At 39.0% G+C, this 24804-nt stretch carries 24 protein-coding genes; 11 read left to right on the forward strand and 13 right to left on the reverse strand.

Annotated elements, in window-relative coordinates:
• Positions 1–91: 91 nt before the first annotated feature.
• Positions 92–1153, forward strand: coding sequence for a potassium channel family protein (locus C6N34_RS15720; protein WP_040008617.1), 1062 nt, complete (start codon positions 92–94; stop codon positions 1151–1153).
• Positions 1154–1159: 6 nt separating this feature from the next.
• Here C6N34_RS15720 and C6N34_RS15725 read toward each other — a convergent pair whose 3' ends face one another.
• The 5 genes from C6N34_RS15725 to C6N34_RS15745 form a co-directional block, all read right to left on the reverse strand.
• Complete coding sequence (locus C6N34_RS15725) at positions 1160–1735, reverse strand: methylmalonic aciduria and homocystinuria type D protein (protein WP_006276656.1); 576 nt, start codon at positions 1733–1735, stop codon at positions 1160–1162.
• 120 nt (positions 1736–1855) lie between these two features.
• Positions 1856–2062, reverse strand: coding sequence for a hypothetical protein (locus tag C6N34_RS15730; RefSeq protein WP_057178199.1), 207 nt, complete (start codon positions 2060–2062; stop codon positions 1856–1858).
• A gap of 96 nt (positions 2063–2158) precedes the next feature.
• Positions 2159–2863 carry a DevA family ABC transporter ATP-binding protein gene (locus tag C6N34_RS15735; RefSeq protein ID WP_115538528.1) on the reverse strand — a complete coding sequence of 235 codons (705 nt, stop codon included), beginning with the start codon at positions 2861–2863 and terminating at the stop codon, positions 2159–2161.
• A 25-nt stretch (positions 2864–2888) separates the two neighbouring features.
• Complete coding sequence (gene devC / locus C6N34_RS15740) at positions 2889–4070, reverse strand: ABC transporter permease DevC (protein WP_115538529.1); 1182 nt, start codon at positions 4068–4070, stop codon at positions 2889–2891.
• A gap of 63 nt (positions 4071–4133) precedes the next feature.
• Positions 4134–5393, reverse strand: a complete 1260-nt coding sequence (locus C6N34_RS15745; protein WP_115538530.1) for an ABC exporter membrane fusion protein — start codon at positions 5391–5393, stop codon at positions 4134–4136.
• Positions 5394–5566: 173 nt separating this feature from the next.
• On the opposite strand from C6N34_RS15745, the gene C6N34_RS15750 reads away from it, so the two are divergent.
• Positions 5567–6802, forward strand: coding sequence for an HhoA/HhoB/HtrA family serine endopeptidase (locus tag C6N34_RS15750; RefSeq protein WP_115538531.1), 1236 nt, complete (start codon positions 5567–5569; stop codon positions 6800–6802).
• A 70-nt stretch (positions 6803–6872) separates the two neighbouring features.
• Here the strand turns inward: C6N34_RS15750 and C6N34_RS15755 are convergent, their stop codons facing one another.
• The 3 genes from C6N34_RS15755 to C6N34_RS15765 form a co-directional block, all read right to left on the reverse strand.
• The gene (locus C6N34_RS15755; RefSeq protein ID WP_057178202.1) at positions 6873–7202 is read right to left on the reverse strand and encodes a hypothetical protein; all 330 of its coding nucleotides are present in this window, start codon (positions 7200–7202) and stop codon (positions 6873–6875) included.
• 209 nt (positions 7203–7411) lie between these two features.
• On the reverse strand, positions 7412–8104 hold the full coding sequence (locus C6N34_RS15760) for a LabA-like NYN domain-containing protein (protein ID WP_006276663.1): 693 nt from the start codon (positions 8102–8104) through the stop codon (positions 7412–7414).
• A 243-nt stretch (positions 8105–8347) separates the two neighbouring features.
• Entirely contained in the window at positions 8348–8836 is a 489-nt protein-coding gene (locus C6N34_RS15765) for a universal stress protein (RefSeq protein ID WP_006276664.1), read from the reverse strand.
• 194 nt (positions 8837–9030) lie between these two features.
• Here C6N34_RS15765 and C6N34_RS15770 point away from each other — a divergent pair, with 194 nt between their 5' ends.
• Complete coding sequence (locus tag C6N34_RS15770) at positions 9031–9672, forward strand: phosphoribosyltransferase (protein ID WP_115538532.1); 642 nt, start codon at positions 9031–9033, stop codon at positions 9670–9672.
• A 111-nt stretch (positions 9673–9783) separates the two neighbouring features.
• Here C6N34_RS15770 and C6N34_RS15775 read toward each other — a convergent pair whose 3' ends face one another.
• The 4 genes from C6N34_RS15775 to C6N34_RS15790 are packed head-to-tail and all read right to left on the reverse strand — an operon-like array spanning position 9784 to position 15406.
• The gene (locus C6N34_RS15775) at positions 9784–10350 is read right to left on the reverse strand and encodes a Uma2 family endonuclease (protein ID WP_057178204.1); all 567 of its coding nucleotides are present in this window, start codon (positions 10348–10350) and stop codon (positions 9784–9786) included.
• Between the two features lie 36 nt (positions 10351–10386).
• Positions 10387–10953, reverse strand: a complete 567-nt coding sequence (locus C6N34_RS15780; RefSeq protein ID WP_115538533.1) for a Uma2 family endonuclease — start codon at positions 10951–10953, stop codon at positions 10387–10389.
• Positions 10954–10985: 32 nt separating this feature from the next.
• Positions 10986–11381, reverse strand: a complete 396-nt coding sequence (locus C6N34_RS15785; protein ID WP_057178206.1) for a response regulator — start codon at positions 11379–11381, stop codon at positions 10986–10988.
• A 20-nt stretch (positions 11382–11401) separates the two neighbouring features.
• Positions 11402–15406, reverse strand: coding sequence for a response regulator (locus C6N34_RS15790; protein ID WP_115538534.1), 4005 nt, complete (start codon positions 15404–15406; stop codon positions 11402–11404).
• Positions 15407–15937: 531 nt separating this feature from the next.
• On the opposite strand from C6N34_RS15790, the gene C6N34_RS15795 reads away from it, so the two are divergent.
• The 8 genes from C6N34_RS15795 to coaE all read left to right on the forward strand — a co-directional run bounded on the left by C6N34_RS15795 (position 15938) and on the right by coaE (position 22642).
• Entirely contained in the window at positions 15938–16429 is a 492-nt protein-coding gene (locus C6N34_RS15795; RefSeq protein ID WP_115538535.1) for a universal stress protein, read from the forward strand.
• Positions 16426–16938 carry a bidirectional hydrogenase complex protein HoxE gene (gene hoxE / locus C6N34_RS15800; protein WP_096546192.1) on the forward strand — a complete coding sequence of 171 codons (513 nt, stop codon included), beginning with the start codon at positions 16426–16428 and terminating at the stop codon, positions 16936–16938. The genes C6N34_RS15795 and hoxE overlap by 4 nt, the downstream gene beginning before the upstream one ends.
• Positions 16925–18526: a NuoF family protein gene (locus C6N34_RS15805; RefSeq protein WP_115538536.1), complete on the forward strand. Its 1602-nt coding sequence runs from the start codon at positions 16925–16927 to the stop codon at positions 18524–18526. The genes hoxE and C6N34_RS15805 overlap by 14 nt, the downstream gene beginning before the upstream one ends.
• A 25-nt stretch (positions 18527–18551) precedes the next feature.
• Positions 18552–19268, forward strand: coding sequence for a bidirectional hydrogenase complex protein HoxU (gene hoxU / locus C6N34_RS15810; protein ID WP_071242057.1), 717 nt, complete (start codon positions 18552–18554; stop codon positions 19266–19268).
• A 34-nt stretch (positions 19269–19302) separates the two neighbouring features.
• Positions 19303–19848 (forward strand): NADH-quinone oxidoreductase subunit B family protein, encoded by a 546-nt coding sequence (locus C6N34_RS15815; RefSeq protein ID WP_040008589.1) that lies wholly within the window; start codon positions 19303–19305, stop codon positions 19846–19848.
• 44 nt (positions 19849–19892) lie between these two features.
• Positions 19893–20507, forward strand: coding sequence for a CP12 domain-containing protein (locus tag C6N34_RS15820; RefSeq protein ID WP_096546196.1), 615 nt, complete (start codon positions 19893–19895; stop codon positions 20505–20507).
• Positions 20508–20529: 22 nt separating this feature from the next.
• Entirely contained in the window at positions 20530–21978 is a 1449-nt protein-coding gene (locus tag C6N34_RS15825) for a Ni/Fe hydrogenase subunit alpha (RefSeq protein WP_057178213.1), read from the forward strand.
• A gap of 73 nt (positions 21979–22051) precedes the next feature.
• Entirely contained in the window at positions 22052–22642 is a 591-nt protein-coding gene (gene coaE / locus C6N34_RS15830; protein WP_115538537.1) for a dephospho-CoA kinase, read from the forward strand.
• On the opposite strand, the gene C6N34_RS15835 is transcribed toward coaE, so the two are convergent.
• Positions 22639–24651, reverse strand: a complete 2013-nt coding sequence (locus tag C6N34_RS15835) for an alpha-amylase family glycosyl hydrolase (protein WP_115538538.1) — start codon at positions 24649–24651, stop codon at positions 22639–22641. The genes coaE and C6N34_RS15835 overlap by 4 nt on opposite strands.
• Positions 24652–24804: the final 153 nt, after the last annotated feature.

Here is a 24804-nt window from a genome sequence, read left to right on the forward strand (position 1 = left end):
CTCTATATTATTGTAAAGGGTCGATAAAAGTTTCATTAACTTTTAAATTTTTAGTTTTTCTGACATTTTGGTCTTTAATTTCTGATTAACTGTGTACTCCACACTGGAAGATAAATATAAACAGATTCAGCAAGAGCTAATGGTTGGTGCTTTAGCTCTGGTTCTGGTGTTTTTTGTTGGTACTTGTTGGTATTGTTTAGTGGAAGGGTGGTCGTGGGAGGATGCTGCTTATATGACCGTAATTACCTTGGCCACTGTGGGATATGGAGAAACCAATCCTTTAGGTAGTCGGGGGCGTTTATTTACTATTGCCTTGATATTAATGGGTATAATTAATATTGGTTACATAGTTAATAGGTTTACACAGGCAATAATTGAAGGTTACTTTCAACAAGGCATTAAAGTTCGACAACGGAGGCGTTTAATGGAATCACTAGTAGATCACTACATTATCTGTGGTTTTAGTCGTACAGGTAGACAAATTGCTAAAGAATTTCAGGCCGAGTCCGTGTCCTTTGTGGTAGTTGATTCTGATATGGAATCCGTACAGCAGGCGGAGTCCCAGGGTTATATGGTCTATCAAGGTGATGCTACCCTGGATGATACCTTGTCGAAGGTGGGTATACAACGTGCTGTTTGTATTGTGGCAGCCTTACCCTCTGATGCTGAAAATTTATATACCGTATTATCAGCAAAAACCCTCAACCCTCAAATTAGGGCGATCGCCCGAGCGAGTACGGAGGAGTCTTTACAAAAACTACAGCGTGGGGGAGCTGACACGGTAATTTCACCATACATCACTGGGGGTAAAAGAATGGCAGCAGCGGCGTTAAGACCCCAGGTACTAGATTTTGTTGATGGTATACTTTCGGGGACGGATAGACAGTTATACATGGAAGAATTTTTACTGGACGGTGATTGTCCATTCCTGGGACAGACTCTACAAAAGGCAAAATTGCGATCGCAAACTGGTGCTCTAGTATTAGCAATTCGGCGGAGTGATGGAAACTTGATTGGGGGACCGACGGGGGATACAATATTAATATCCGGAGATACCCTGATTTGTATGGGTACGGCGGAACAATTACGGGGTTTAAACCAAGTTTTAGCTCCGATGAATTCCCGACAGTTAAGACGTCCAAAACATATTTAGGGGTATTTAGAGGTGAGGTAGTTCATTATCAACTTCCATCCAACCATGTAAGGGAGCAATAGATTTAATGGCCGATAGGATTACTTCTGGTGGCGCACTAGAAAGTAAAACGCTGGGATAAACAGCGGTACCCCACTGGGGATGAACTAAGACACAGCATTTATTTTTAATTACGGGATAATTTAGCAATGCTTTAGCAACTGCAGTGTCATCATGGGGAATCAGACCCGGATGGGAAAGTAAGGGATAACCCGTGCGGGGATCAATTAAATCGGTAGTATAACCTTGATCTCGTAAATTGAAAGCCACGTCACAACCGAACCTGATAAACTTTTCCCGCAATTTTTCTTTTTCTGTTTCTATTTCCCCAGTCATTTCTACCAGTGGATATTTTGATTGTTGTAATACAACAATCACCCATAAGAATTGTTGTTGTTTCCAATCTGGCAATATCTGTTCGCAGTTGGCACAGATATATTGACTGGGGTTATGAATGGAAATGTACACAGCTTGTCCTGTTTTGCCAACTAAATTAATAGGATAGCTGGGATCGGAAGTGCGAACACTTAGAGAGTTGACCACATTTAATCAGTTTTTGCAATTTTGTTTTTTAATTGTCTATGATCATAACTCTGAAGACTGCTCAAAAATCAACCTTCCCATAATCATCATCAAGTTCAGGCAAAACTATCTCAACTGCACCTAATTCAGTTTTAAAGCATTAACTGGTACTTCGTCCCAGGTTTCTACCGTGCGTAACTTTGCTATCCAACCAGCAGCTTTTTGTCCTTCCGTTAAGCTATGGCTAAAGGAGTTATGACATTCTTTAGCCTGGTCTTCATCACAACAAGCTATACAAGCATGAATCATCCCCGAGGGATCGATCTGCTCATTCACCCAAATTTTCATAAATACCTCCCCTATTTATTGATGAAATTTTTTTAAGCCCTACACTATATATGGTACAGCAGTTTGTTGGTAATGGATATATACTTTATCTCCTCATCAACGCAGTTGACCATCTTCCATATAAATGATTCGATCTGCTATATCTAAAATCCGATTGTCATGGGTAACTAGTAAAATCGTGCAACCCTGTTCTTTAGCCAACTTTTGCATTAGTTCCACCACATCCCTTCCTGATTGTTTATCTAAGGAAGCAGTTGGTTCATCCGCTAGTACTATTTTGGGATGACTGACTAATGCACGAGCGATCGCAACTCTTTGCTTTTGTCCTCCTGATAAACTTTCTGGATAGTAGTTGACTCGATCGCCTAGTCCAACTTGCTCTAACATTGCTATGGCTTTAGTATTAATGTCTTGATTTAAATACTCAGGGTGCAGTTCTAAGGACATTTTTACATTCTCTTTTGCAGTTAAAAAGCTCATTAAATTATGAGCCTGGAAAATGTAGCCTATTTGTCTGCGCATTTTGGTTAAGACTCTCTTACTAGCACCACAAACCTCTTGGTTGAGTATTTGCAATCTGCCTTCTTGTGCAGAACGTAAACCACCCATTAAGGATAAGAGAGTGGTTTTACCTGAACCAGAAGGACCTGTCATAATTACAATCTCTCCAGATTTAATCTGTAAATTAATATCAAATAGAACTTGTTTTTTTAAACCACCTTCACCAAAATAATGATTGAGTTGAGAAACTTCAATTACTGTCTGAGTTGCTATTTTTGCATCGTAGCTAATTCCTAACATGACATTCTCCTTGTTTAAGAAATATCTAAAAAATATCCGCCGGGTCAGCAGAACGAAGTTTCCCTAGGGCGATCGCTCCAGAAATACTACACATAATTACCGTTAAAATAAACACATTAATTGCCCGTTCAGCTTTCATAGTAATGGGTAACATGGTAGCGACAAAAGTTAATTGATATAATCCCAAAGAGAGGAATAATGAAGGTAAATAACCCAGAATAGCCAAAAATAAGGATTCCTGTATCAAAACTCCTAAAAGATACCAATCAGTGTAACCCATAGCCTTGAGGGTGGCATATTCGGGAAGATGGTCAGAAACGTCAGAATAAAGAATCTGATAGACAATGACAATACCAACAATAAAACCCACCCCTACACCCAAACCAAAAATGAAACCAATCCCTGTGCTAGTGGCCCAGTAATTCTTTTCTTTTTGGGCAAAATCCTCTGTTGTGCCCACTTCCACAAATGGGCTATTAGGATCGGGGTTCAACCCAATTTTCAGTTGTGCTTTTAATTTCTGGATATCTGTACCGGGTTTTAAATTAATTAGTCCCACTTCGATTTGATCGGGTTTGCGTTGGGGAAATAATCGTAAAAATGTGGAGTCACTAGCCACCACATTGCCATCAGCTGCAAAGGAAGCACCATTACTAAATAAACCCCTCACGCTGACCAAATTATTATTCAGTTCCGTTTGGAAGTTGCCGGTTTTTCGAAATATTTTACCAACCTCACCATATTCGGGACGACCAGCTTGGTCAAACATAATATGATTGAGTGATTTGAGAGTATCTTTATTTTTTTCTACTTCGGGAAATCTCAATCCAGGTTGATAGGGATCAACTCCCCAAACCAAAATTGGTCGATCAATTCGTGTTTGAGGATTGCGCCATTGTGCCGTACCAATGTAAATGGAATTAACCGATGCTACCCCATCATACCCTAGTGCTTGATATAGTTTATCTCTAGAAAAACTTTTCGTGGAAAACAAGCTATTAAATTGAGGATTAATTAACACTAAATCTCCCAGCAATTTGCGATGGGGTTGAATTGCTGCATCAAATAAAGCACTTTCAAATCCCATCTGGATAAAGATCAACATATCAGCAAAAGTAATACCCGCCACAGCAACTGCCAATCGAGTCCTTTCTTTCATGAGCTGTCGCCACGCCAAAGGGGTTTTAAGAAAAAGTTTTGATATCATGGACCCTACCAGGATTTAATACAGGGATTTAAATAATAGAGGTAAATCGATCAGTAAATTAAATTACAATTCAATTGCCGTTTGCACTTGTAAATTAGTTAGTCCAGCAACCTTTTTGCTATCCTCGGGAGTGAGTCGAATTTTCACCTCAACCACTCGACTGTCTAGATTTTCACCTGGTTGATTACTAAATACATTTTGACGGTTGACCTGTAAACCAATTTGAATTACATTACCTTCCAATTTCTCTGATAATGTAGGACTCATAATCCTGGCTTTCTGCCCAATCTTGACTCGATTAATATCAGTTTGGTAAACTTCTGCTACCACTGACATTTTTTCCGTTTGGGCAAAATCCGCAATACCTGATGCGGTAATTTTCTCACCCGCACGAGTATGAATTTTCAGAATTCTACCACTCATAGGGGCACGAATAAAAGCTGATTCCAGGTCGGTCTTAGCACTGTTAAGAACTGAAACAGCACTTTCAAGTTCTGTTTTGGCTAAATTCACATCTACAGAACGAACGTCAGCAATGCTATTTAGTGTTTCCTCAGCTGCCCTAATTTGTTTCGCACTAGTGCTACTAATTCTATTCAGTTGTACCCTAGCTTCCGCCAGTTGTTTACTAGCGGTGGTATTAATCCGTTCCAAAATCGCCCTAGCTTCGGTTAATTTTTGTTCGCTGGTCTCCACATTTAACCGTTTACTGTCAATTAAAGAATTAGAAACTGCTCCTTGGGAATATAACTGTTGATAACGTTGATATTCCGATTTAGCATTTTTCAGTTCCGCAGCCAATTGTCGAATATTTGCTTCCTGAGCAGTTCTATCACCTTGCCATTGGGCTTCTATCCTAGCAATAGTTTGTATGTAAGCATTCTTGTTGCCTTCATACTCTGCCTTTAACTTTTCTACATTCGCTTTTTGTGACTGAATCTCTCCCGGTTTAGCACCTGATTGAATTTGCTTCAATTTAGCTTGAGCAACTTTTACTTGTTTTTGCGCCCTTTCAACGGCACTTTGTAATTTATCCTGGGAATCTAATATGGCAATTACCTGACCTGCTTTGACCCCATCGCCCTCTTGAAGGAGGATTTTTTTCACCCTGTCCCCATCTAGTGCTAGGGGTGCAGACAATTTAATCACTGGTGTTTCCGGTTCCAATCTCCCCAATGCTGTTACCAAAGTGGGAGTGGGCAAAGTTTCCTCCACTTCCCCACTCGTAGCACTACTGGCGTTGGTAGAATGATTGAAAGTATAGGTAGCAACTCCTCCACTGACGGTGGCTACTGCTAAAACCAACAGAATTAGTCTTTTCAAAAACCCCCCTAGGTAAAGTTACTGTAAATCTAAATCGTTACTATCTTAACAGATTTTCTAAAAATTTATCAAAAATTTACATTATCTGGTGGATGTTAGCTGGACATGGGAACAAAATCCAGCCAAAAATATCTACATTAGTAGTAACGGCCTATATTTTTTGAGATCGGAAAATGTCTAAGGGAAAACAACAAGCAGATAATACTTTAACTATAAACAGCAATAATTCACCCCGGAAATATTGGAAACAAGGGTTGACCTCCCTATCCCTAATATTATTAGGTTCGGGGATTACTGTTACAGGTGGTTATCTAACAAATAATCAGGAAGCTTTGACCAAGAGTGCATCTAAGCTTGGGGTGGAGAGTGTTCATGCTGCACCACTACCAGGAAATACGGACAGTAATTTTGTGACTGAGGTGGTTCGGAAGGTTGGTCCCTCCGTAGTCAGAATTAACTCTTCTCGCACGGTGAGAACTCAAGCACCAGACGAATTTGAGGATCTACGACGCTTTTTCGGTTCCAGAATACCACGCAGGGAAAACAGGGTAGAACGGGGCGCTGGTTCAGGTTTTATCATTAGTAATGATGGTCGTATTCTCACTAATGCTCATGTGGTAGAGGGTGCAGATAGGGTAACTGTCACCCTCAAAGATGGAAGAACCTTTGAAGGTAGGGTATTAGGAGCAGACCAACTCACGGATGTGGCGGTGGTGAAGATTGAGGCTAAAAATCTACCAGCAGTTACCCTAGGTAACTCGGAACAGTTACAACCAGGACAATGGGCGATCGCCATTGGTAATCCTTTAGGACTAGATAACACGGTAACAACAGGTATTATTAGTGCCACTGGTAGATCCAGTAATCAAGTGGGGGTTCCCGATAAGCGGGTTGAGTTTATTCAAACTGACGCTGCAATTAATCCAGGTAATTCCGGTGGTCCGTTGCTAAACGCCCGAGGAGAAGTGATTGGTATAAACACGGCTATTATTCAGGGTGCACAAGGATTAGGATTTTCAATTCCCATTAATACGGCACAACGTATTTCTAATCAAATAATAACCACAGGTAAAGCTCAACATCCCTATTTAGGAATTCAGATGGTTTCCATCACCCCAGATTTAAGACAAAGAATCAATTCCGATCCTAATAGCGGGTTGACCGTGAGTGAAAATCAGGGAGTATTAATCATTAGGGTTGTTCCCAATTCACCTGCAGCGAAAGCTGGAATACGCATTGGAGATGTTATTGTTAGGCTAAATGGTGAAGTGATCACCGACAGCTCTGCTGTACAGAAAGCTGTAGAAGTGGCCCAAGTGGGAGGAAATTTACGTCTGGACTTGCGTCGTAATGGACAAACTATCAATATTGCAGTCAAACCGGGAATTTTTCCCACTGGCATGCAATAGATCAACAAACTACTCTACGGATTTATTTGTGGAGTAGTTTGGTGTAAGGTCTCTTGTTACCCATCCGGCGCTAAGTAGGTAAATATATTAATTTCAACAACTGACAACTGATATAAGAGATCGTCAAACCCAACAGTACTAAAAGTAGAGGAATAACCGTATCTGATCGCAGTTGACGGGTTTTGAAAATTTTTACACAAGATATGGGAATAATCATAGGCCAGAAAACAGTGGTCACTAAGGATATAATTAGTGATAAGAACTTCTCTTCCGGAGTTGATGCGGGGTGACGGTGAGAGAATGTAAACCAATTGGCAAAAAAATAGCCACCCATTAGGGTGTAGGTAATTACTAATGTTAATTGTAATTGATTGGTCAAGTCGTGTATCACAGTCTCCATGTATTGTACTTATATAGCTTGAGCCAAAACGTTGTAAACACAGGTTTAATGGGTAAAAGGCCAGGTTGCTGCAGGTGGCTATAGCTTTTATGCACCGCTCCACGCCTAGTTTACTAAAGTCGCGAACATATAAGCCCACCTACAATATTATACACTATATTTGGACACAGTCAATAGCCCTGAACTAATATCAGGCGTTAAAATCTCCATCAAAGATGAGAAGTGGGCGAAGAACGATAATTGTAACCAAATTGGGAGTCTTTCTGGATGTATTGTTTAATGCTATCAAAATCAATAAAATAATCTGCCACATCAATGAGACTATCGCTAGTCATAGTTTGCAGACCTATAACTTCTACCCGCGATCCTAAACTGGTGACAGCATTAACAGCGTAGGCTAGATCCCCATCCCCACTAACTAGTACAGCCGTATCATAATAAGGAGCTAAGGTAATCATATCCACAGCAATTTCCACATTGAGATTGGGTTTTTTACCACTTTCCGTAAGTGCAATTATATCCTTGGTTACCACTCGATAACCATTACGACGCATCCACAACAGAAAACCTTGTTGTTTCTCCTTGCTAGTATCAACTCCAGTATAAAAGAAAGCTCTTAATAGTCTAGAAGTTTGAGTTAAACGACATAATAATTTAACATAGTCGATTTCAATGCCTATTTGAAGAGCAGCATGAAATAGATTGAGACCGTCGATAAAAATAGCCACCCTACCACGATTGAGATCATCACTCATGTCTGCTCCCTGAGATGTTTCCTGGGATTTAGTATCCCTAACCCTGGTGGTAGTTTTTGTAGCTGGTGTGACCGTTGTCCCTTGCCAATGTGGTTTTTCTTTTAATTCCTTATATTCGTTTGTTTTTTTGTTATTTGCGAAACTCATTGATACCTCTAGTTTTAAATTGGGATGTTTGGTAGTTTGTTATGTGATATTTTGGTAGTTAGCACTCATAAATCAGGGGGGTCTTTATTTCAATATTATCCAAACCAAACCTTTAGGCTAATTTTTGTTGCTTACTTTAACTAAAGTTTTTATAAAATTTTCCTCCCCAGTAGATATGGCCCAATTGTTCACTTATCACATTGATGGGGTGGGAAAAATTAAAAAAATAGGAGAGTCAAAAAATTAACCGGGAATTGCACCCTGGATAGTGAGGACTGAGCAGGGAGCATGATGTAGAACATAGTTGCTCACACTACCCAAAACCACCTCACTGATTCCCCTTCTTCCCCTACGTCCCACAATAATTAGGTCAGCAGACCAGCTTATAGCTTGTTCACAGATGACACGACCTGGATCCCCAACGGTTTGGAGCATTTCAGCCTTTACCCCCCTACTAATAGCAGTTTCCATTAGGGATTGGATCCATTTTAGTCGTTCTTGCTTATGTTCATCCCAGGCCTGCATATACTTGTTCATAGTTTCTCCATACAGGGAGGGGTAGATAGTTTCCGGTTGAAGAAATATGGGGTTGAGGTAGGGATCTTCTAGGGGAGACAGAACATGAAGTAGCATGATTTCAGAACTGCTCACTTGAGCCAAAAATAGAGCTTGCTCAAATATATTTTGGCTTTGATCCGGATTTTCTAAAGCAACTAAAATTTTATGCAACATAGTAATTACTCCTTGGGATAGATCTAAAATCTACACTCCCTGTGGTTTTTATGTGAGAAGGTTAGAGATATATTAGCCATACTAATCATTTTTGAGGGAAACAACAACTTTCCACAACTTTCAAGGGTGGGAAATTGTCAGACCCACATAGACTCCCAGATATACCCCCCAGATATACCTAGTAGTAGGAGTTGATGCTGATGAAATTTCATAATCGTATTCAAGCTGGAAAGATGTTAGGGGAAAGTCTAATAGATTACGCCAACCACGAAAATCTACTAGTATTAGCACTACCCCGTGGTGGTGTGCCCGTAGGTTGGGAAATTGCCAAAGCTGTGAATGCTCCCCTAGATGTTTGTATCGTCAGAAAGATTGGTGTGCCCGGACAAAAAGAATTAGCTATGGGTGCTATTGGTGCTGGGGGGGTTAGGGTATTCAATCATGATATAATTGCTACCTTGGGGATAGATAGAGATGTGATTGAAAAGGTTGTATCTCAGGAGTTGGAAGAGCTAAAGCGACGGGAACAAACATATCGAAGAAATGCTCCACCAATTAAGGTTGAAAACAAAACAGTCATTTTAGTAGATGATGGTATTGCTACCGGTGCGAATATAAGAGCAGCTATTGCTGTTCTCAAACAGCAAAAGCCCAGCAAAATTGTGGTAGCAATTCCTGTAGCATCAGCAAGTACCTATAGGGAATTGGAGTCGGAGGTAGATGAGGTAGTGTGTTTACAGACTCCTGAGTTTTTTTCAGCAATTGGATTGTGGTATGAGGATTTTTCTCAAACTAGTGACCAGGAAGTTTGTGAAATTTTAGGCTATTATATTTAGATTAAGTGGGTGAGTGGAATTAAATATTAAGATCAACGTAGGTTGGGTTGAAGTATGAAACCCAACACCCCCATGGGTTAATCCATTCTACAAATAATTGTACCTCCCTACTTAATGAAAGTTGACATCTTCATAAAGTTCAGTCATTTTTGCCTGGAATTGAATAGTAGGGAAGAAAAATGATGTTTCTTCACCTGTATAGTATTGTAAAGTCCAAAGTCCTTGATCATTCCTGCGGAAACACTCAACTCGCGGTTTTTTAGGACTAATTAAAATGTATTCTTGTAAAGTGGGTAAAGTTTGATAGTCGGCAAATTTGTCACCTCTATCAAATAATTCCGTAGAGTCAGATAAAACTTCAATAATTAAACATGGGAATCTTTTATAAGCTGCTGTTTCTTGGTCACGAGAATCGCAAGTCACCATAATATCAGGATAGTAAAATCTGTTTAACGATTCGATTCTAGCTTTCATATCCGTAATATATACTCGACAACCAGAACCCCTAAGATGATTACGCAGCAGAATGAATATATTTCCAGCTATGGTTACATGAACATCCAGGGCACCGGCCATAACGTAAATATTTCCATTAATATACTCATGTTTAACCTGACTATTTTCTTCTAGTTTTAGATATGCTTCTGGAGTAATATAAGTGTTACGATTAGCAATCATAATTAATAGCTCCCCTAATTATAGTTTTTTATAGTTTTACTGAAAGTTGACATCTTCATAAAGTTCAGTCATTTTTGCCTGGAATTGAATAGTAGGGAAGAAAAATGATGTTTCTTCACCTGTATAGTATTGTAAAGTCCAAAGTCCTTGATCATTCCTGCGGAAACACTCAACTCGCGGTTTTTTAGGACTAATTAAAATGTATTCTTGTAAAGTGGGTAAAGTTTGATAGTCGGCAAATTTGTCACCTCTATCAAATAATTCCGTAGAGTCAGATAAAACTTCAATAATTAAACATGGGAATCTTTTATAAGCTGCTGTTTCTTGGTCACGAGAATCGCAAGTCACCATAATATCAGGATAGTAAAATCTGTTTAACGATTCGATTCTAGCTTTCATATCCGTAATATATACTCGACAACCAGAACCCCTAAGATGATTTCGAAGAATAGATGCAAGATTAAGAGCAATGGTAACATGAACATCTAGGGCACCCGCCATGGCGTAAATGTTTCCATTAATATACTCATGTTTAACCTGACTATGTTCTTCTAGTTTTAGATATGCTTCTGGAGTAGTATAAGTGTTACGATTAGCAATCATACTTAATAGTCCCCATTAGTAGTCCTCACAATTCATTTCGTCTTGTTACATTCCAAATTCCAGTCTAACTCCGCTGCAACTTGGTGAGCTAATTCTAAAGGATTAAAGGGTTTAGCGATCGCACTTTTAATACCTAACTGGGAATAACGACGACGATCAGCAGCTTGGATTTTTGCGGTTAACAAAATGACCGGAATTGTTTGGGTTGCTGGATTGGCTTGTAATTTTTTAAAAGCAGATAATCCGTCCATATCAGGCATCATCACATCTAATAGAATTGCATCTGGTTGATGATTCTCAGCTTGCAAGATTCCCTCCTTACCCGAACTAGCTGTTAGCACCTCCCAACCTGCAACGGTTTCTAAACAAATCTTAGCCACTTCTTGAATATACTGCTCATTATCAACCACTAAGATGCGCCTTTTCATAATCTATGACCTAACCCTGGTTATTGCTTAGTTGTAATTCTCTGTAACAGGTCCATAACTCTTTGCTCAAACTCCTGAGTGGTGACCCTCCCCTTGGTAAAAAACTCCGTATGTCCCAATTTTAACCGATGACGTTCTGAATCGTCCAGGTCTTTTGCAGAATAGACAACCACGGGGACACTAAACAGTTGATCATGTTGTTTCAACCAATCAACAACCGTAAAACCATCAGCTTCCGGGAGGATCAAATCCAGAATTAGTAGGTCAGGATTAACCTTTTGACTCAGATGAATTGCTTCCCTACCAGTTTTGGCAATGAAGGTTTCAATGTCATGTCTACCGAACAAGGTTGCCAAAAGATCTGCGAGGTCATGATCATCTTCAATAATTAATATCTTCAGCTTTCTTGAGGGTTCAAATACAACTTTCCTTAAAGAGTTGAACAGGTCAGTTTCTTCCACTGGTTTACTTAACCAATCAGCAAACTTGACACCTTCTGAATTACTATCTTGTTGATAGTTGGAATTATTTTGACTCGATTTATAAACACTACAAATGACAATTGGTATATCTTTAGTGTCCGAACACTTTTTCAATCCAGCCATGGTTTCCCAACCATTCATTCCTGGCATAACTAAATCTAGTAAAATCACATCTGGATGTTGAATAACTGCTTGAGCGATCGCCTGGTCACCACTAGCTACTGTAAGTACCCGATATCCCCCTTGTAGTAGGAGATTTTCTAATTCCTGGCGAGTGATTGGATCATCATCACAAACCAACACTAAAGGAGAATTAGCATCAGTAATTAGGGATGTTTCATAGTCTGATTGATCGGTGACCAACCCCTGTAAATTAGCTCTATCATAAACAGTTAAAATTGGCAAAGTAAAATAAAAACTGCTACCTTCGTCCAAGATACTTTTGACCCAAATCTTGCCACCATGTTGCTGAACAATACTCTTACAAATTGCCAGACCCAAGCCAGTACCATCATGATTGCGAGAATCAGAAGAGTCCACCTGTTGAAACCGCTCAAAAATACTCTCTAATTTATCTTCTGGTATACCTCTTCCAGTATCTTGCACAGTTACCAACACCTGGTCTTTTTGTAATTCGGTCATCAAATAAACCGTGGATCCTGGTTCTGAAAACTTAATGGCATTACTGAATAAATTAGTTAAAGTTTGAATTATCCGATCTGGATCTGCCCATAATTGAATAGATGAACCATTAGAGTTATGAATAGATAAAGTCACACCTGCTTTATCCGCTAAAGGTTGCATGATATTGATAGCTGAGTTGATCAAATCTCGCAAATCACAATTTTCCCGTTCCATTTTGACCTTACCCGACTCAATGCGTTCAATATCCAGAATATCATTAATTAATCTAACTAATCGCTTCGTACTATCGGTGGCAATTTGCAGCAAACGTTTACCTTGTTCTGAAGTACTAGAGAGTAACCCACTGGTCAACATTCCTAAAGAACCATGAATGGATGTCAAAGGAGTCCGCAACTCATGACTAACAACAGAGACAAATTCATCCTTCATTTTTTCCACTTGCTTGCGCTCAGTTATATCTCGCAAGATGACGGTGTACACAGATTCTTGATCAAGATCTAATTTAGAAATTGAAGCTTCTGCAGGAAATTCTGACCCATCTTTACGACAACCAAATATTTCTTGTCTTTCTCCCATTCTGCGAGCATGAGCAGAAGATTTGCCAAATTTATATACGTGATTACGATGTTCCTGAGCAAAGCGTGTGGGTAATAATAAATCTAGTTTTTGTCCTAAAACTTCCCCAGCAGAATAACCAAAAATTTTTTCTGCACCTTGATTAAATAAGGTAATCTGTTGATTACTATCAATGGAAATAATTGCATCATCGGCAATACTTAAAATGGCTTCAAACCGATTTTCTGAAATCCTCAAAGCGTCTTGAGTACGTTTTTGTTCATCCAGTTGTGATTGCAATTGGCGATTGACATTAATTAACTCAGCTGTACGTTCATTAACCCTCAGTTCTAGTTCATCTTTAGTTTTGTGCAATGCTAATTCTGTCTGCTTACGTCTGGTAATATCACGGGCGACAATTTGTGCTGCTGGTTGATTTTGGTAGTTGAGAAATGCACCAACCATTTCTACGTAAATTATTTTCCCATCCGCTTGTAAAAATTTAACTTCATGCAAGGGAATCAATGTTTGACTTGTTTTCAGAGATTTGAGATTTTCTTCAATTTCTTCCCTGTGTTGTGGATGGACAAATTCTAGAAATTTCTTACCTAATAGTTCCTCTACTGAATTAACTCGCAGTAGTCTCACTGCAGCACTGTTAACGAAAACTAAGTCATCTTGACTAACAATGAGAATTGCCTCTGGATAAACTTCTACTAAGTTATGATAGGTTTCAACAATAAATTTGTTATTCTCGTTAATTTGATTGGTCTTTTCATATCGATTACACTCCATAATTTTCAGCAATCTCACTCTTTCCAAGCGATTCAGAATACGATTGACTAGCTCGGACACAATAATTGGTTTATTAACAAAATCATCAGCTCCTACACTAAATACCTGATTGACAATTTCTGCATCGCTATGAACTGTCAAAAACAAAATCGGTACTTCCCTACCTTGATCATGATTGCGAATCATTTTACATAATTCAATACCGCTCATACTAGGCATTTCAATGTCTAATATTAACATGTCAGGCTGAATTTTTTCCCAAGTTTCCCAAAACTTTCCAGGATGATTAAGGGTAATTATTTCTAGTCCCCAAGGAGTCAACAGTAACTGTAATAAATCTAAAGTTTTTAAATCATCATCTACCACTAATATTTTAGTTTTGTTCACTGTTGGTGTGATTTCATTATCGATGTTTCTTTCAGGGAATAATTCCGGTTGTTTTTGACTATTATCAGGAGCGGTAATTTGCTGATTTTTCTTATCAATTTCTCGCCTTAGTGATTTGACCCAACTTTGTAATTTAGGTTGTAGATTAATCATTTCTGCTACTGTTAAATTAGCAGAAGATTGGAAGAAATTCTCAATTTTTTTTGCCAATTCTGAAGCATAAGGTAAGCCAAATGTACCCAGAGAACCCGCTAAAGTGTGTGCTTCTCTAGTTGCTCGTATTAATAGCTCTAAATTAAAAGTTCCTTGGGTACGGGCAATATTTTGTGCAGCTGTTTCTATAAGGGAAATTTGCTCTTCTATCCTACCGCGAAATCGTTGCCAAATTTCTTCAAGTTTCTCAATTGTCCGCTCATTTTTTGATTGATGATTTAATTCATGGTTGGATCTACTTTCTTTTAGTTCCTCATGGTGATTATGGTCATTTTCTTGTGGCTTTAGACGATATCCAATACCATAAACTGTTTCTACTAAATCATGAGGTGCGCCCACTGCTTTTAACTTCATTCTTAAACCCTTAATATGAGTCCGCACAGCGTCTTCCCCCGGTGTGTCTTCATAAGACCAAAGATGATCTAAAATCATTCCACAGCTAAATACTCGACGATTATTTCGCATCAGAAGTTCTAGTAGAGCATATTCTTTTGGGGTGAGTGAAAGTTGGTCTTGTTGATATGTAACTTCACAACTACTAGGGTCTAATCGCAAACCTCTCCACTCTAATACAGGCTGGGAATTAACACCGCCACGTCTTAATAATGCTCTTACACGAGCTACCAATTCTTCTTCATCACAGGGTTTGACTACATAATCATCCGCACCAGCATCTAAACCAATAGCTTTATCGTGAGAACTATCACGCCCTGTCAATAATAAAATTGGCACTCGCCGACCACTAGAACGAATTTTTTTACATAAGCTAATTCCATCGAGTTTTGGTAAAACAATGTCTAGTAGTATCAGGTCATACTCATAAGTTTCTACTAAATCCCAAGCAGTCTTACCATCATTTGCTAATTCTACAGCATAATTCTGTTCTGTGAGAAAATTAGTCAGGGTATATGCAATTAGTTCATCATCCTCAACTACTAAAATCTTCATGTTAAAAACCTCCTTTAAACATTGTAATTAGAAATAATCAGAATAAATTTACCTACGACAGAGTTAATAGTCAAAATTCAGTACAAAATTTTAAGCTATGTATAGCTATAGAGTTAAACATGTGAAAATTCTTAACTTAATTATTAAAGCTGGACAAGAAATAAAGGAAAGATATCAACTTTTAGATATAGAGCAAACTGACTAAAAATGGGCATAATAACTAAGAAGTACAGAAAAGGTAGAATCATCACCAAATGGCTTGATCTAGGTCTTGGAACATTTACAGTCATGGACAGTCATGGATAGTTAAAATGTTTATTCCCTTAACCATAATTTCCTCACAAGTTCCTCACATTCTTTAGCTACAACCATAAGTGTAGACCTAGATCCCAAGCTAGGAGTTAAAAATTAACGAATTGTAAAGATAAATGCTAAGAATTATAAAGGAAACCTACATCTTCTTACAAATAGGAACTGGAATAACATAAAGAGGTACTTTGTAATGGTTGATAAGTTATAAAGGAGACATCAATGCTTAGTAAAATTTTGGTGGGGTTAGACCTTTCTAGCATAGGTGAGGAAGTATTTCAACAAGCACTCAACTTAGCAAAATTGACATCGGCTGAGTTAATGCTAATACATGTCCTATCACCAGAGGAAGATGGCATTCCGGATACCATGATGTTTTCTCAGATTGATTACTATCCAGCTTGGACTGATGAAAGCATGGGAATTTATTTGAAGAAATTGGAAGCCTATAAAGAAGAAGGTTTGGAAATGTTGCAAGGTTTTTGTGCGCGGGCAAATACAGAAAACATTAAAACCGAGTTTTCCCAGAATGTGGGAAATCCAGGTAAGGTGATTTGTCAAGTCGCTGGGGCGTGGGGTGCGGATTTAATCATCATTGGGAGACGAGGAGTTTCTAAAATCACTGAGTTTTTTATGGGTAGTGTAAGTAATTATGTGTTGCACCATGCACCCTGTTCTGTACATATTGTCCACCATCCTGATAAGAAATCATGAAAACCACAGTTCCAGTTCGCGTCAATCATGTTGAGCGTGGGGACAAACGTTTGAGAATGTTGGATACAGCCATCAAACGCTGTCAATATCAACAGGATGCACTGATTGAAATTCTCCATCGAGCAACGGAATTATTTGGGTATTTAGAATTAGATTTACTGCTGTATATCGCCCGTGAGTTAAAATTGCCACCTAGTCGGGTATATGGAGTAGCAACATTTTACCATTTATTTTCCTTGGCACCAAAAGGTAAACATAATTGTGTAGTTTGTACAGGTACAGCTTGTTATGTGAAAGGTGCCCAAGGAATTTTAACCACCCTGGAAACATTCATCCAAATTAAAGCGGGAGATACCACACCAGACGGAGAAATTTCCTTGATGACTGCTAGATGTTTAGGTGCTTGTGGTATTGCACCAGCAGTGGTGTTTGACGGTGAGGTTTTAGGTAATCAAACTGCACAATCAGTCTGTAAAAAAGTGGGAGAATGGCAACATGGAACTACATGAATTATTGGAGATTGCTAGGGCAGAAAATTCTCAGAAGAAACCTATACAAATTCGCTGTTGCACTGCTGCAGGTTGTTTGTCTTCTGGTTCCCAAGCAGTGAAGGAAAATTTATTGACATCGCTTAAAGCAGCAGGTTTGGAACAGCAGGTGGAAGTGGTAGGTGTGGGTTGCATGCGCCTTTGTTGTCAGGGTCCTTTAGTGGAGATAGATGAGAATAAAAGTCATAAAATTAAACTTTATCAACAAGTAACGCCCCAGGATGCACCAAAGGTAATTGATTCTATCAAGGGAAAAAACACCACTTTAAAACAGCAAGATTTACAACATCCGTTTTTTACTAAACAATTGCCCATTGTTTTAGAAAATAGTGGTCGGGTAGATCCAGAAAGAATTCAATCTTATATTGCAGCTAATGGTTATCAAGCTCTCTACCAAGTGCTGCGAGAAATGAAACCCGCAGAAGTAGTGGAAGTTATTACTAAAAGTGGATTAAGGGGAAGAGGTGGTGCTGGATATCCCACGGGTTTAAAATGGGGAACGGTAGCAAAATCGCCAGGTGCAAAAAAATTCGTGATTTGTAATGCGGATGAGGGAGATCCAGGCGCATTCATGGATCGTAGTGTGTTAGAAAGTGATCCCCATCGAGTTTTAGAAGGAATGGCGATCGCCGCTTATTCCATTGGTGCTAATCAAGGTTATATTTATGTGAGAGCGGAATACCCCATTGCGATTAAACGTCTGGAAACTGCCATTCGTCAAGCACAAAGGTTAGGGGTATTGGGAACAAATATTTTTGAATCACCTTTTGATTTTAAAATCGAAATTCGCATTGGTGCAGGTGCTTATGTTTGTGGTGAAGAAACCGCATTAATGGCTTCAATTGAAGGTAACCGTGGTGTTCCCCATCCTCGTCCTCCATACCCTGCTGAATCAGGTTTATGGGGTTACCCTACATTAATTAATAACGTGGAAACCTTTGCTAATATTGCTCCTATTATCAGAAATGGGGCGGAATGGTTTGCTAATATTGGCACAGAGAAAAGTAAAGGGACAAAGGTTTTCGCCCTAGCAGGTAAAATCCGGAATACAGGTTTAATTGAGGTTCCCATGGGGACAACCCTAGGGGAAATTGTGGAACAAATGGGTGGTGGTATTCCTGATGGGGGTATGGCCAAAGCGGTACAAACAGGTGGACCATCGGGAGGATGTATACCAGCATCAGCATTTACCACACCCGTAGATTATGAATCCTTGTCTGCTTTGGGTTCTATGATGGGTTCTGGGGGAATGATTGTGATGGATCAAACTACTAATATGGTAGATGTGGCACGATTCTTTATGGAGTTTTGTATGGATGAGTCCTGTGGTAAATGTATTCCCTGTAGGGTGGGAACGGTGCAACTCCATGATTTATTAACCAAGATTAGTAAGGGAAAGGGAACACAAAATGATTTACATCTGTTGGAAGAATTATGCGATATGGTGAAACACACCAGTTTATGTGGGTTAGGTCAGTCTGCACCCAATCCTGTTTTTAGCACCCTGCGCTATTTCAAAGAAGAATATTTAGCTCTAATTAAGCAATAGAAAACAAATCAATTATCAGACAATTATGACAGTAAAGACTTTGACAATTGATGGGCAAATGGTCAGCGCTCACGAGCATAATACCTTATTAGAAGCAGCACAGGAGTCAGGTATACATATTCCCACACTTTGTCATTTAGATGGTGTGGGAGATGTGGGTGCTTGTCGTCTATGTTTAGTAGAAATTGCTGGGATGAATAAACTTCTACCTGCTTGTGTGACCAAGGTTTCTGAGGGGATGGAAGTCACAACTAAAAGCGATCGCCTGCAAAGGTATAGAAGAACAATTATCGAAATGCTATTTGCAGAAGGGAATCACACCTGTTCTGTATGTGTGGCTAATGGTAATTGTGAATTACAGGATTTAGCCATAGAAATGGGCATGGATCACGTGCGATTAGCTTATCAGTTCCCCCAGCGGAGTGTTGATACTTCCCATGAGAGATTTGGCATAGACCACAATCGTTGTGTTCTGTGTACTCGCTGTGTGCGGGTATGTGATGAGATTGAAGGTGCCCACACTTGGGATATGGCGGGTAGGGGGTCAAAATCCCATGTGATTACGGATTTAAATCAACCCTGGGGAACTTCTCTCACCTGTACTTCCTGTGGTAAATGTGTCAATGCTTGTCCCACTGGAGCTTTGTTTACTAAGGGTGTAAGTGTGGAAGAAATGAAACATGATCGAGGTAAAATAGAATTCTTGGTCACAGCGCGAGAGAAACAACAGTGGAACTTTTAGTGGTTAGCATCTTACATATCATCAATTAAACATTATGGACAAAATCAAATTAGCAACCGTATGGTTAGGTGGATGTTCTGGATGTCACATGTCATTTTTAGACCTAGATGAATGGTTAATAGATTTAGCCACTCAGGTAGATGTAGTTTATAGCCCTATTGCTGATATTAAAGAATATCCAGAAGGGGTGGATGTGGTATTAGTAGAAGGAGCGATCGCCAATGAAGAACATTTGGAGATAATCCACAAAATTAGACAGAGGACAAAAACCATTATTTCCTTTGGAGACTGCGCAGTTACAGGTAATGTGACCGCCATGCGCAATCTAACAGGGACTGCCAATGTAAGTTTACAATTAGCCTATATAGAAGGAGCAGATGTAAATCAAAAGATTCCCCACTCACCAGGAATTGTACCACCTTTAATTGATCGAGTTGTTCCAGTTCATAACATAGTTGATGTTGATATTTATTTACCAGGTTGTCCACCTTCAGCTACAAGAATCAAAGCAGCACTAGAACCATTATTAAGAGGAGAAACACCCCCCATGGTAGGGAGAGAAATGATTAAATTTGGATAACCTAAATAAATCGAGATGAATCAACCTAACTCAGGAGGTAGAGAATGTTAAAAGCAGCAGATGTCATGACCAAAGATGTGGCGACAATTCGCAGTTCTGCTACCGTAAAAGAAGCTGTTGATTTAATGAAAGCTAGAGATTGGCGAGCATTAATAGTGGATCGTCGTCATGGACAAGACGCTTACGGAATAGTCACGGAAAGCGACATAATTTATAAAGTTATAGCTTATGGCAAAGAAACAAATAAAGTCCGTGTTTATGAAATAATGACTAAACCTTGTATAGTGGTTAATCCAGAACTGGGTTTAGAATATGTAGCCAAATTATTTGCTCAATATAATCTCCACCATGCTCCAGTGATTAGTGGTGAATTAATGGGAATAATCTCATTGACAGATATTTTGGTAGGAAGTGTTACCCTAGAAAAACCCCATACAATTCTTTTGGAACAGCAATTACAAGATGAAATCAGAAAAGCGCGAATTGTTTGTAGTAATAAAGGTATTAACTCACCCGAATGTGCAGCTGCTTGGGATGTAATAGAGGAAATGCAAGCTGAAATTGCCCATCAAAGGGTTGAGAAACCTGCAAAAACAGCATTTGAAGAATTTTGTGGTGAGTTTCCAGAGTTTCCAGAAAGTAGAATGTACGATTTATAAAACCAGGTTGCCAAAAAAAATCATGAAAAAAATAGTTATTGATCCTGTTACCCGCATTGAAGGACACGCCAAAATTAGTATTTATCTCGACGATGAAGGTCATGTAGATGATGCACGGTTTCACGTAACAGAATTTCGCGGATTTGAAAAGTTTTGTGTTGGTCGTCCTTTTCCAGAAATGCCAGGAATTACAGCTAGAATTTGTGGAATTTGTCCCGTAAGTCATTTATTAGCATCGGCAAAAACGGGGGATAAAATCTTGTCTGTCACTATTCCGGAAGTGGCAACAAAATTACGTCGTCTCATGAATCTAGGACAAATAATTCAATCCCACGCATTGAGTTTCTTTCACCTCAGTGCCCCAGATTTATTATTAGGTATGGATAGTGAACCAGCCAAACGAAATATTTTTGGTTTAATTGGCACCGATCCCGAATTAGCTAGGGGTGGAATTCGATTACGACAATTTGGACAAGAAATTATTGAATTATTAGGGGGCAAAAAAATCCATCCCGCTTGGGCCGTCCCTGGTGGTGTTAGTGACCCTCTCACATCGGAAAATCGTACCCACATACAAAACCGCATTCCCGAAGCTAAAGCTACGGTTCTTAATGCTATAGGGTTATTTAAAAACTTGCTAGACAACTATCAAAAAGAAGCCCAAACCTTTGGCAATTTTCCCAGTTTATTTATGGGATTAGTAACTGCTCAAGGTTTGTGGGAGACCTACGATGGTCATTTACGTTTTGTAGACAGTGGGGGAAATATTGTTGCTGATAAATTAGACGTGGATAATTATCATGAATTTATCGGTGAAGCAGTGCAAGAAGACTCCTATTTGAAATCTCCCTATTATCGTCCTTTAGGTTATCCCGATGGCAAAGATCATTGTCGTTTAGATAGTGGAATGTATCGGGTTGGACCTCTAGCTAGATTGAATATTTGTAGTCAAATTGGCACTCCATTAGCAGATCAGGAACTACGGGAATTTCGCAGTTATGGTAGTGGAACTGTGAAATCTTCTTTCTTTTATCATTATGCGCGGTTAATTGAAATTTTGGCTTCTATTGAACACATAGAAATTTTATTGGATGACCCTGATATTTTGTCAACCCGTCTGCGAGCTGCTGCTGGAATTAACCGATTGGAAGCAGTGGGGGTAAGTGAAGCACCAAGGGGAACCTTATTCCATCATTATCGTATTGATGAAAATGGTTTAATGCAGAAGGTGAATTTGATTATTGCTACTGGTCAAAATAATCTGGCAATGAACCGTACAGTTGCTCAAATTGCTCGTCATTTTATCCAGGGTAGTCAAGTTCAAGAGGGAATGTTAAACCGGGTCGAAGCTGGTATCAGGGCATTTGACCCCTGTTTAAGTTGTTCTACTCACGCTTTTGGAAAAATGCCTTTAGTCATAGACTTAGTAGATAGAAATGGTAATGTGGTCAATCAAGTTTGTCGTAATTAGATTTGGTTGTAGCACCAAATCTTTTGTGGTAGTATGGGAGCATTACACATACTTTTGGCTATGATCAAGTTCCATGACAAAAAGGTTAATTGGTTTAACAGGAGGCATTGCTACGGGCAAAAGTACCGTGGCTAATTATTTAGCAAGTGTATACGGGTTACCCATTTTAGATGCAGATATTTACGCCAGAGATGCAGTGTCCGAGAGTTCGGTCATTCTTAGTCAGATTACTCAACGTTATGGCAAAGAAATTTTGCTTACAGATGGTAATTTAAATCGGAAAAAATTGGCAGAAATTATTTTTAATCAATCCCCTGAACGCTCCTGGGTGGAAAATTTGATTCATCCTTATGTCAGGAATTGTTTTTTAAAAACTATTGAGGAGTCACCGCATGACACCTTAGTTTTGGTGATTCCCCTTTTATTTGAAGCGGGTTTAGAGAATCTAGTTAATGAAATTTGGGTTGTTTATTGTCAAGGTGAAATACAAAAACAACGACTAATGAGTCGCAATGATTTAACGGAAGTACAAGCAATGGCAAGAATTAACAGTCAATTACCATTAGAGGAGAAAGTTGCTCGTGCGGATGTTGTTTTAGATAATTCTTCTGATCTAGAATCTCTGTTGCGCCAAGTGGATCTGAGCATAGCTAGGTTCCACTAAACTTGAGCTAAAACGAATGCAAATGCTGGAAGTTGTAGACTAATTTCTCCTGGTACTATTTGGATTGACCCACCAGATGTTCCAAATAGTATATTAGGTTCGGGAAAATCACCATGATCATTAGGAGCTTTAAAAGAATGGTTATATATATCTCTAGATCCCATATTCATAGCAGCTAGAAGACTGTATTTCTCAAGGGGATGGTGAATAAGTAAGCATAATACACTGTGATTTTCATATAATAAGGTGCGTGTGCCATTTATAATCAATTTGTATTGCCAGCGAATGTGGGCAAGTTTTTGAATTAGTAAAAAGGTGGGGTGGTTTCTATTGTAAGGTTGAAAGGTCTTGCGGTTGATTACCCCAAATTTCCAAGTGCAACTGGGATTATCAAACATATCTTCCCGCACATAACAATCATGACCAACATAACTTGATTTTTCTTCATCATGAAATAAGCCTAATGCACCGTCAAACTCTTGCTCTGTTCCTTGGTAAATAAAGGGTATTTGTGGACCTAATATTAAACAAGCTAGAGCAAAATGTAGGCGAATACGTGCTTGATCCCGGCTATGAGTGCGATTTAAAAACTCATGGAAAACTCTATTTGTGTCCTGATTTTCTAAGAACATAATATTATTTTGCCAACCTGCATAGTAGGAATATGATGGCTGCAGAAAACCACAAAAATAGTCTGTGAGACCAGAAAGCCAATTACCATCTCCAAAAGACTGCTTAACATCATAGTAAGTGGGATAGTCAATCAAACCAGAGAACTTGGCTGGGTTGTACTCTAGTACTTGTTCGTGGGTACTACCTGCATGCTCAGCTATTTGCACAAATTCCTTTTTTCCTAGGATGTGGGCATATCTTGATATTTCTTCTACGCAAGGTTGCCAAAAATCTAAACCAATGTGACGCGCAGCATCATAGCGGAAGCCATCAATATCCGTCTCAGCAATCCAGTATTTTAAATGTTGTAGTAGTAATTCGCGAACATAATTTGTCTCCGTACGCCAGTCTTCTAAAAAACCGAATAGTCTTTGGTTAACCATATCAGTATATTCTGGTCCATGAAAGAGTGAGGTATTCCTTGCTTCCACGGGAAAAGGCATAACCGTCAACTCATCACCCTGTATATATTTAAATTCTCCTCCTGGTGGACCACCGTATTCTGGCCAATTGATGCTGTCAGCGATGTGATTATTAACTACATCTAAAATAACGGCAATATTTAATTCATGGGCTTTTTTAACCATTTGACGTAAACATTGAAGTGTACCTAAACGGGGATCAACCATTAATAGATGAATAGGATGATAACCATGGTAACCATCAGGAGCATTGACATATATGGGACTAATAATAATTACTCCTACACCTAGGGATTTTAAGTATTCTAGATGCTCAGTTATACCTTTTATTGTACCACCATGACTAGAATGGGGACAGGAAAGATCGTATTTTACTAAACTTAAAGGACTACGAACTATATGTTTGCTACGGGCAAATCTGTCAATTAGTATAGAATAGAACAAGCGAGAACTCCAGTCCTTGGGACTAGGTGTCATGGATATGGATGGTTGTGGTCCGTAAACATGGTGATTATTCAGCAGTCCCAAAAATACAGATGAAATTTCTGTTAGGGAGCGGGGTGCTTCATCGCAAACTAACAAAATTTGCGATCTTTTACTACTATGCTCCTTACCATCAGTATCTATATAACCCAGTCTATACTTACATCCCCCACCATTACCAAGGGGTGGAAGGGTAACTGAAAACATCTGGAAGCCATTTTCAGTTAAACCTTCTGTTTTTGCTATTATCCGGTCTAAATCAGAATATCCCTGACCATCATTTAACTCACACACCACCTGTCCCAGCTCTGGATGTTTAGATAGGTGAACACCAAATCTAATGCGGATTTTTTCTTTTGTTCTAAATACCCAATTATAGGGTGCAATATCTGGATCTAAGTGTACTTCACAGTACTCATCAAAATAACGCATAATTTAGACTAGGTTAGAGGTACTAAAATCATTATAGAGGGTGTTTGAACTGATCAATAGAGGATGATTTAGCCATACCATGCTGATAGCTAGGATCATCATAATCCCAACAGGTTACTAATTCAATTAGGGTAATTTTATTGCTACCATAAA

Source organism: Cylindrospermopsis raciborskii Cr2010 (assembly GCF_003367075.2).
GTDB lineage: Bacteria > Cyanobacteriota > Cyanobacteriia > Cyanobacteriales > Nostocaceae > Raphidiopsis > Raphidiopsis raciborskii.

Excerpts from the sequence above, each read along its gene's own strand:
- C6N34_RS15730 (WP_057178199.1), bottom strand. The coding sequence starts at position 2,062 with ATGAAAATTTGGGTGAATGAGCAGATCGATCCCTCGGGGATGATTCAT.
- C6N34_RS15735 (WP_115538528.1), bottom strand. The coding sequence starts at position 2,863 with ATGTTAGGAATTAGCTACGATGCAAAAATAGCAACTCAGACAGTAATT.
- devC (WP_115538529.1), bottom strand. The coding sequence starts at position 4,070 with ATGATATCAAAACTTTTTCTTAAAACCCCTTTGGCGTGGCGACAGCTC.
- C6N34_RS15750 (WP_115538531.1), top strand. The coding sequence starts at position 5,567 with ATGTCTAAGGGAAAACAACAAGCAGATAATACTTTAACTATAAACAGC.
- C6N34_RS15755 (WP_057178202.1), bottom strand. The coding sequence starts at position 7,202 with ATGGAGACTGTGATACACGACTTGACCAATCAATTACAATTAACATTA.
- C6N34_RS15760 (WP_006276663.1), bottom strand. The coding sequence starts at position 8,104 with ATGAGTTTCGCAAATAACAAAAAAACAAACGAATATAAGGAATTAAAA.
- C6N34_RS15765 (WP_006276664.1), bottom strand. The coding sequence starts at position 8,836 with ATGTTGCATAAAATTTTAGTTGCTTTAGAAAATCCGGATCAAAGCCAA.
- C6N34_RS15770 (WP_115538532.1), top strand. The coding sequence starts at position 9,031 with ATGCTGATGAAATTTCATAATCGTATTCAAGCTGGAAAGATGTTAGGG.
- C6N34_RS15775 (WP_057178204.1), bottom strand. The coding sequence starts at position 10,350 with ATGATTGCTAATCGTAACACTTATATTACTCCAGAAGCATATCTAAAA.
- C6N34_RS15780 (WP_115538533.1), bottom strand. The coding sequence starts at position 10,953 with ATGATTGCTAATCGTAACACTTATACTACTCCAGAAGCATATCTAAAA.
- C6N34_RS15785 (WP_057178206.1), bottom strand. The coding sequence starts at position 11,381 with ATGAAAAGGCGCATCTTAGTGGTTGATAATGAGCAGTATATTCAAGAA.
- C6N34_RS15790 (WP_115538534.1), bottom strand. The coding sequence starts at position 15,406 with ATGAAGATTTTAGTAGTTGAGGATGATGAACTAATTGCATATACCCTG.
- C6N34_RS15795 (WP_115538535.1), top strand. The coding sequence starts at position 15,938 with ATGCTTAGTAAAATTTTGGTGGGGTTAGACCTTTCTAGCATAGGTGAG.
- hoxE (WP_096546192.1), top strand. The coding sequence starts at position 16,426 with ATGAAAACCACAGTTCCAGTTCGCGTCAATCATGTTGAGCGTGGGGAC.
- C6N34_RS15805 (WP_115538536.1), top strand. The coding sequence starts at position 16,925 with ATGGAACTACATGAATTATTGGAGATTGCTAGGGCAGAAAATTCTCAG.
- hoxU (WP_071242057.1), top strand. The coding sequence starts at position 18,552 with ATGACAGTAAAGACTTTGACAATTGATGGGCAAATGGTCAGCGCTCAC.
- C6N34_RS15815 (WP_040008589.1), top strand. The coding sequence starts at position 19,303 with ATGGACAAAATCAAATTAGCAACCGTATGGTTAGGTGGATGTTCTGGA.
- C6N34_RS15820 (WP_096546196.1), top strand. The coding sequence starts at position 19,893 with ATGTTAAAAGCAGCAGATGTCATGACCAAAGATGTGGCGACAATTCGC.
- C6N34_RS15825 (WP_057178213.1), top strand. The coding sequence starts at position 20,530 with ATGAAAAAAATAGTTATTGATCCTGTTACCCGCATTGAAGGACACGCC.
- coaE (WP_115538537.1), top strand. The coding sequence starts at position 22,052 with ATGACAAAAAGGTTAATTGGTTTAACAGGAGGCATTGCTACGGGCAAA.
- C6N34_RS15835 (WP_115538538.1), bottom strand. The coding sequence starts at position 24,651 with ATGCGTTATTTTGATGAGTACTGTGAAGTACACTTAGATCCAGATATT.